We start from the raw sequence: 5,751 nt of genomic DNA, 5'->3' as shown, positions 1-5,751 counted from the left end.
CAGGGCAATTAACAGTTATGGCCAGCAGGGCGAACCGGCCACCACCACCTTCCGGATTAACGCGCCAGCAAAACCCGCCACCATTGAACTGACGCCGGGGTATTTTCAGATAACAGCGGTACCGCGTCTTGCGGTGTATGACCCGACGGTACAGTTTGAGCTCTGGTTTTCGGAGGCAAAAATCGCAGACACATCTCAGGTGGAAACCTCTGCCCGTTATCTGGGGACCGGCAGTCAGTGGAGTGTATCTGGCCCGCACATTAAGCCCGGGAAGGATTTCTGGTTTTACGTGCGCAGCGTCAACCTGGTGGGGAAATCTGCTTTTGTGGAGGCCAGTGGACGGGCCAGCAATGATGCAGAAGGGTATCTGGGGCTGTTTCGGGAAAAAATAGGAAAACTGCATCTGGCTCAGGGGCTGTGGGAGCTGATAGACAACAGCCAGCTTGCGGATGAGATGGCGGAGATGAAGACCACCATCACCGAAACCCGCAATGAAATCACACAGACGGTCAGTAAAACGCTGGAGGAGCAGAGCGCCACCATACAGCAGATACAGCGCGTGCAGAAGGACACAAATGATGACCTTGCTGCACTTTACATGCTGAAGGTACAGAAAACAAAAAATGGCATACCCTATGTTGCCGGTATTGGAGCGGGGATTGAGGATACTGATGGCCAGCCCCTGAGCAACATACTGCTGCTGGCTGACCGTATTGCGATGATTAACCCGGAGGACGGCAACACCACGCCGTTATTTGTGGCGCAGGGGAATCAGTTGTTCATGAACGATGTGTTCCTGAAGCGGCTGTTTGCGGTGAGTATCACCTCGTCCGGCAATCCCCCGACGTTTTCCCTGACGCCGGAGGGCAGGCTGACCGCAAGAAATGCTGATATCAGCGGTAACGTGAATGCGAACTCCGGGACGCTCAACAACGTCACGATTAACGAGAACTGCCGGGTTCTTGGAAAACTGTCCGCGAACCAGATTGAAGGCGATCTCGTTAAAACAGTGGGTAAGGCTTTTCCGCGGGACTCCCGGGCACCGGAGCGGTGGCCATCAGGGACCGTTACCGTCAGGATTTATGACGATCAGCCTTTTGACCGGCAAATTGTTATTCCGGCGGTGGCATTCAGCGGCGCTAAGCATGAGAGAGAGCATACTGATATTTACTCCTCATGCCGTCTGATAGTGCGGAAAAACGGTGCTGAAATTTATAACCGTACCGCGCTGGATAATACGCTGATTTACAGTGGCGTTATTGATATGCCTGCCGGTCACGGTCACATGACGCTGGAGTTTTCGGTATCAGCATGGCTGGTGAATAACTGGTATCCCACAGCAAGTATCAGCGATTTGCTGGTTGTGGTGATGAAGAAAGCCACCGCAGGCATCAGTATCAGCTGAATTTTATAACCCATATACGGGCGCCAGAAATGGCGCCTTTTTTATTGCAGAAAAGCGAGAGGTAATTATGCGTAAAGTTTGTGCAGCCATTTTGTCCGCAGCCATCTGTCTGTCCGTATCCGGTGCGCCTGCATGGGCGTCTGAACATCAGTCCACACTGAGCGCGGGGTATCTTCATGCCCGTACGAACGCTCCCGGCAGCGATAATCTGAACGGGATTAACGTGAAATACCGTTATGAGTTTACGGACGCGCTGGGGCTGATTACGTCCTTCAGTTATGCCAATGCTGAAGATGAGAAAAAAACGCACTACAGCGATACCCGCTGGCATGAAGATTCCGTTCGTAACCGCTGGTTCAGCGTAATGGCGGGGCCGTGAATGAATGGTTCAGCGCGTATGCGATGGCGGGTGTGGCTTACAGCCGTGTGTCGACTTTCTCCGGGGATTATCTCCGCGTAACTGACAACAAGGGGAAAACGCACGACGTGCTGACCGGAAGTGATGACGGTCGCCACAGCAACACGTCTCTGGCGTGGGGGGCTGGCGTGCAGTTTAACCCGACCGAATCCGTGGCCATTGATATTGCTTATGAAGGTTCCGGTAGTGGCGACTGGCGCACTGACGGTTTCATCGTGGGTGTCGGCTATAAATTCTGATTAGCCAGGTAACACAGTGTCATGACAGCCCGCCGGTTCAGGCGGGCTTTTTTGTGGGGTGAATATGACAGTAAAGATTTCTGGTGTACTGAAAGACGGCACAGGAAAACCGGTACAGAACTGCACAATCCAGCTGAAAGCAAAACGTAACAGTACCACGGTGGTGGTGAACACGCTGGCCTCAGAAAATCCGGATGAAGCCGGGCGTTACAGTATGGACGTTGAGTATGGTCAGTACAGCGTTATTCTGTTGGTGGAGGGATTCCCGCCGTCACATGCCGGGACTATCACCGTGTATGAAGATTCTCAACCCGGTACGCTGAATGATTTTCTCGGTGCCATGACGGAGGATGATGCCCGTCCGGAGGCACTGCGTCGCTTTGAACTGATGGTGGAAGAGGTGGTGCGTAACGCAGAGGAGGCGAAGAAGAATGCCGGAGAGGCGGAGACGTCAGCGAGGAATGCCGGCATATCAGCCAGTCAGGCAGAAGAGAGCGCTGCAAATGCTGACACTTCAGCAGGGGATGCATCGGAGTCAGCCCGGCAGGCGGCAGAAAGTGCAGCCTCAGCAAAGCAGTCAGAGGAGGCGTCCTCGTCCTCGGCCTCTGCGGCCGCTCAAAAAGCCAGTGAGTCATTACAAAGTGCAACAGATGCTGAGTTGTCAAAAAAGACGGCAGAAAGTGCAGCCGGTAATGCAGTCAGGGATGCAACGACCGCAACAGAAAAAGCCCGGGAGTCAACAGAAAGCGCACAGTCAGCGGAACAAAGCAGGATAGCGGCGGAAGAGGCCGTAAACCGAATCCCCACCGTGGTGGGACCTCCCGGGCCAAAGGGGGAACCGGGGCCCGCGGGTCCTCAGGGGCCGAAGGGAGACACAGGAGCCCCCGGGCAAGGAACAGAACTGCTTACTACTGCCAATACATGGACTCAGGCACAAACTTTTAATGGTGGTATTAATGGCAATTTGACGGTGACCGGAAACGGCTCATTTAACGATATTCAGATCCGTTCGGATAAACGCAACAAGCGAAATCTGGTAAAACTGGATAATGCGTTAGATCGTCTGGAGGCACTTACTGGTTATCTTTACGAGATACAGTACTCTGCCGACGGTTGGCAAACGTCGGTTGGTTTAATTGCTCAGGATGCACAAAAAGCATTGCCTGAACTGGTAACTGAAGACGCAGACGTTATATCTGGTGAAAAACGTCTGCGTCTTAACTACAACGGCATAATTGCATTGTTAGTCGAGGGCTTTAAAACACTTCGTCATGAGATTAAAGAACTCCGGGAGAAGTAAACGACAGCTGTTGTAGTTTCTGGTTTCTACTGAATTTAAATTGTGGGGTGACACTCACCCCACGCATTCAGAAGGGGGAGATGAGATGGGGGTAACATCGGGATGGGTAGGCTCTTCGGCTAAGAGCGAAACAGGTGAGCAGTGGATGGGAGCCGCCGGAACCAAACTGGGACTGAGTAAACCTTTTATGATGAGCCAAATGGTTGGGCGAACTATGGGCTGTAAAATTGCAACTGAGTACTATAAATGGAAATCCTCTGACAAGGTTGATAACTGGGGCGCAGTTGGCGCTGACTGGCCTTTAGAAGAAAAAAGTAAAGGTACAATTACAAACGCCGCAAGCTGCGGATCAGGGAGGCTGGTAGGGGCTGTCGTTACACTTTCTCACTTTTTGACGAACTCTACACCGACAGCTGCTGTTTATTTAGCCGGTGGTAAAGCAGGTAATATCACCGTAAACGTAGGTGGTGCTACACAAACCATGATTTATCAGGGCGTTGTTAGTGGGTTCCAGTATTACTGGTCAGGTTCTGTTAGTTCCGCTTTCGTGGAGGCAATGAAAAAGACGGGAGTACCCCAGGATCTAAAAATTAGTTAAATGGTAAATAAATAATTTTAAAAACTTCACGTTCTACATACCGGAGACGCCGGATATATAGGATATTGTTTTAAGTTGCCAGAGAAATTTTTCCGGACGGATGCTGATAATAATGATGTGCCAATGACGGCAGCATCATGGATGGCACTGAGTGAAGCGACAGAGCAGGCGATGTTTGCGAAGGGAGTGGAGATTAATACACGGCAGTTGCAGATGAAAGCCGAGGTTGAGGCGCTGACAGACCTGAAGGCGATCCGCAGTTATGTTGTCGGATGGCCTGCTGGCTGAATAAAAAAACGGGACCACGACCAGTCCCGGAACCATGAGTTTTAGGGTATTAGTTTGTTATCATAGTTAGCGTGCTAAGTATGCCATGTCAGGTTGATTAGTGAAGTGATGTTGTTCGCATTTTTGCACGGCGGAGAATATTCAGATTTTTGGAAATCCATATTTTTCCCGTGCGCGATTACATGCTTCATTTACGATGCTATTTTCGCCGGACATTGCGAATTCCCTGCATGTGGACGGTTTTTGTAAACAGAGCAATATGCGTTTTCTCCGGGGGGGCCGGCAAGAGCGCCACATCGGGGATTTTTCTGATTGGTGCCGCGCATACAGCGATGAAAAGGAGATATTTGCTCAGTGAGACTGACCGAAACCTTTCCGCCAGCATCGTCAGCTTCTGCCCAGTAAAAAGAGACGCGGAAAATGCACAACAGGCACCACACGTCATGCATGGATTCAGATTGCTCATAATTCACCAGTACAGCTATAAATCGTAAAGAGAACAGCGGTACATCGTATGTAAGAACGTACCGCGGCTGGCTGGTGAACTTCCGATAGTGCGAGTATTGAATGATTTCCAGCCGTTACAGATTTTACGTGCTAATTAGTGAACAAACCACTCGTCAGCAGACTCCCAGGTATCTTTCAGAGTTTCCTGAACAAAAGTTTTAGCTGAATCTTTATCGGCGGTGCGCGTAACAGAAAGGCCATCGTTGCTGGTAGCTTTTACGATCACCTCTACATCGTCATAACGTTTACTGATGCGTCGGGTTAATTCTTCCTTTAACGCATCCACAGCACCGGTTGGCATTTTAGTCATTTTTTCTTTGGCTATGCAGATTTCAATACGCATAAAAGTCCCTCTACACTGTGTTTGTATACAGTATCATTTTAACTGTATGGATAAACAGTATCAAGGGTGAAGGAAAGTGATTTTTTGGGGCATGCATGGGGCAAAAATATTTGTTGTGGGGCATTTTGGGGCATGATTGGGACACTTTGTTACATATGAACTTTGCCGATTTTTATATGACATGGAAATACAACGCTTTGATTCTTCTAAATAAAAAACATGCTCTTGGGCGTTCTTTAGTGATTTTTAAAAATTCCGTATCACGCAGTTAAAGTGGCGGGCATACTCTTCAAGGCTGGTGATCCCCAACCGGGTAATGACTCCAACTTATTGATAGTGTTTTATGTTCAGATAATGCCCGATGACTTTGTCATGCAGCTCCACCGATTTTGAGAACGACAGCGACTTCCGTCCCAGCCGTGCCAGGTGCTGCCTCAGATTCAGGTTATGCCGCTCAATTCGCTGCGTATATCGCTTGCTGATTACGTGCAGCTTTCCCTTCAGGCGGGATTCATACAGTGGCCAGCCATCCGTCATCCATATCACCACGTCAAAGGGTGACAGCAAGCTCATAAGACGCCCCAGCGTCGCCATAGTGCGTTCACCGAATACGTGCGCAACAACCGTCTTCCGGAGCCTGTCATACGCGTAAA

6 protein-coding genes and 3 pseudogenes are annotated in these 5,751 nt (G+C 50.1%); 6 read left to right on the top strand and 3 right to left on the bottom strand.

Annotated features, from left to right (window positions below; translation table 11 throughout):
• The 5 genes and pseudogenes from BFF42_RS10220 to BFF42_RS10200 all read left to right on the top strand — a co-directional run.
• A partial coding sequence (locus BFF42_RS10220) for a phage tail tip domain-containing protein (RefSeq protein ID WP_146755888.1) occupies positions 1-1,405 on the top strand: 1,405 nt, incomplete at its 5' end.
• A 67-nt stretch (positions 1,406-1,472) separates the two neighbouring features.
• Positions 1,473-2,062, top strand: a pseudogene (locus BFF42_RS10215) (Ail/Lom family outer membrane beta-barrel protein).
• 64 nt (positions 2,063-2,126) lie between these two features.
• Positions 2,127-3,362, top strand: coding sequence for a prophage tail fiber N-terminal domain-containing protein (locus BFF42_RS10210; RefSeq protein WP_000216459.1), 1,236 nt, complete (start codon positions 2,127-2,129; stop codon positions 3,360-3,362).
• Between the two features lie 85 nt (positions 3,363-3,447).
• On the top strand, positions 3,448-3,960 hold the full coding sequence (locus tag BFF42_RS10205) for a receptor recognizing protein Gp38 (RefSeq protein WP_000539253.1): 513 nt from the start codon (positions 3,448-3,450) through the stop codon (positions 3,958-3,960).
• Between the two features lie 75 nt (positions 3,961-4,035).
• Positions 4,036-4,248, top strand: coding sequence for a DUF4376 domain-containing protein (locus BFF42_RS10200; protein ID WP_001114260.1), 213 nt, complete (start codon positions 4,036-4,038; stop codon positions 4,246-4,248).
• Between the two features lie 141 nt (positions 4,249-4,389).
• Here BFF42_RS10200 and BFF42_RS10195 read toward each other — a convergent pair.
• Positions 4,390-4,714 (bottom strand): annotated as a pseudogene (locus BFF42_RS10195) (YkgJ family cysteine cluster protein).
• 43 nt (positions 4,715-4,757) lie between these two features.
• Here BFF42_RS10195 and BFF42_RS27670 point away from each other — a divergent pair.
• Positions 4,758-4,853 carry a hypothetical protein gene (locus tag BFF42_RS27670; RefSeq protein ID WP_050487933.1) on the top strand — a complete coding sequence of 32 codons (96 nt, stop codon included), beginning with the start codon at positions 4,758-4,760 and terminating at the stop codon, positions 4,851-4,853.
• Here the strand turns inward: BFF42_RS27670 and BFF42_RS10185 are convergent.
• Together BFF42_RS10185 and BFF42_RS10175 are read right to left on the bottom strand one after the other, a co-directional pair.
• Positions 4,850-5,098, bottom strand: a complete 249-nt coding sequence (locus tag BFF42_RS10185; protein WP_001217553.1) for a DinI-like family protein — start codon at positions 5,096-5,098, stop codon at positions 4,850-4,852. The genes BFF42_RS27670 and BFF42_RS10185 overlap by 4 nt on opposite strands.
• 327 nt (positions 5,099-5,425) lie before the next feature.
• Positions 5,426-5,751: pseudogene (locus tag BFF42_RS10175) on the bottom strand (IS1-like element IS1B family transposase); the annotation flags it as partial.

The sequence above is a fragment of the Shigella sp. FC1661 genome, from assembly GCF_001712525.1.
Classification (GTDB): domain Bacteria; phylum Pseudomonadota; class Gammaproteobacteria; order Enterobacterales; family Enterobacteriaceae; genus Escherichia; species Escherichia coli.
Note: the sequence above shows the minus strand (reverse complement) of the source record. Positions and strands in the feature narration are given on the sequence as shown.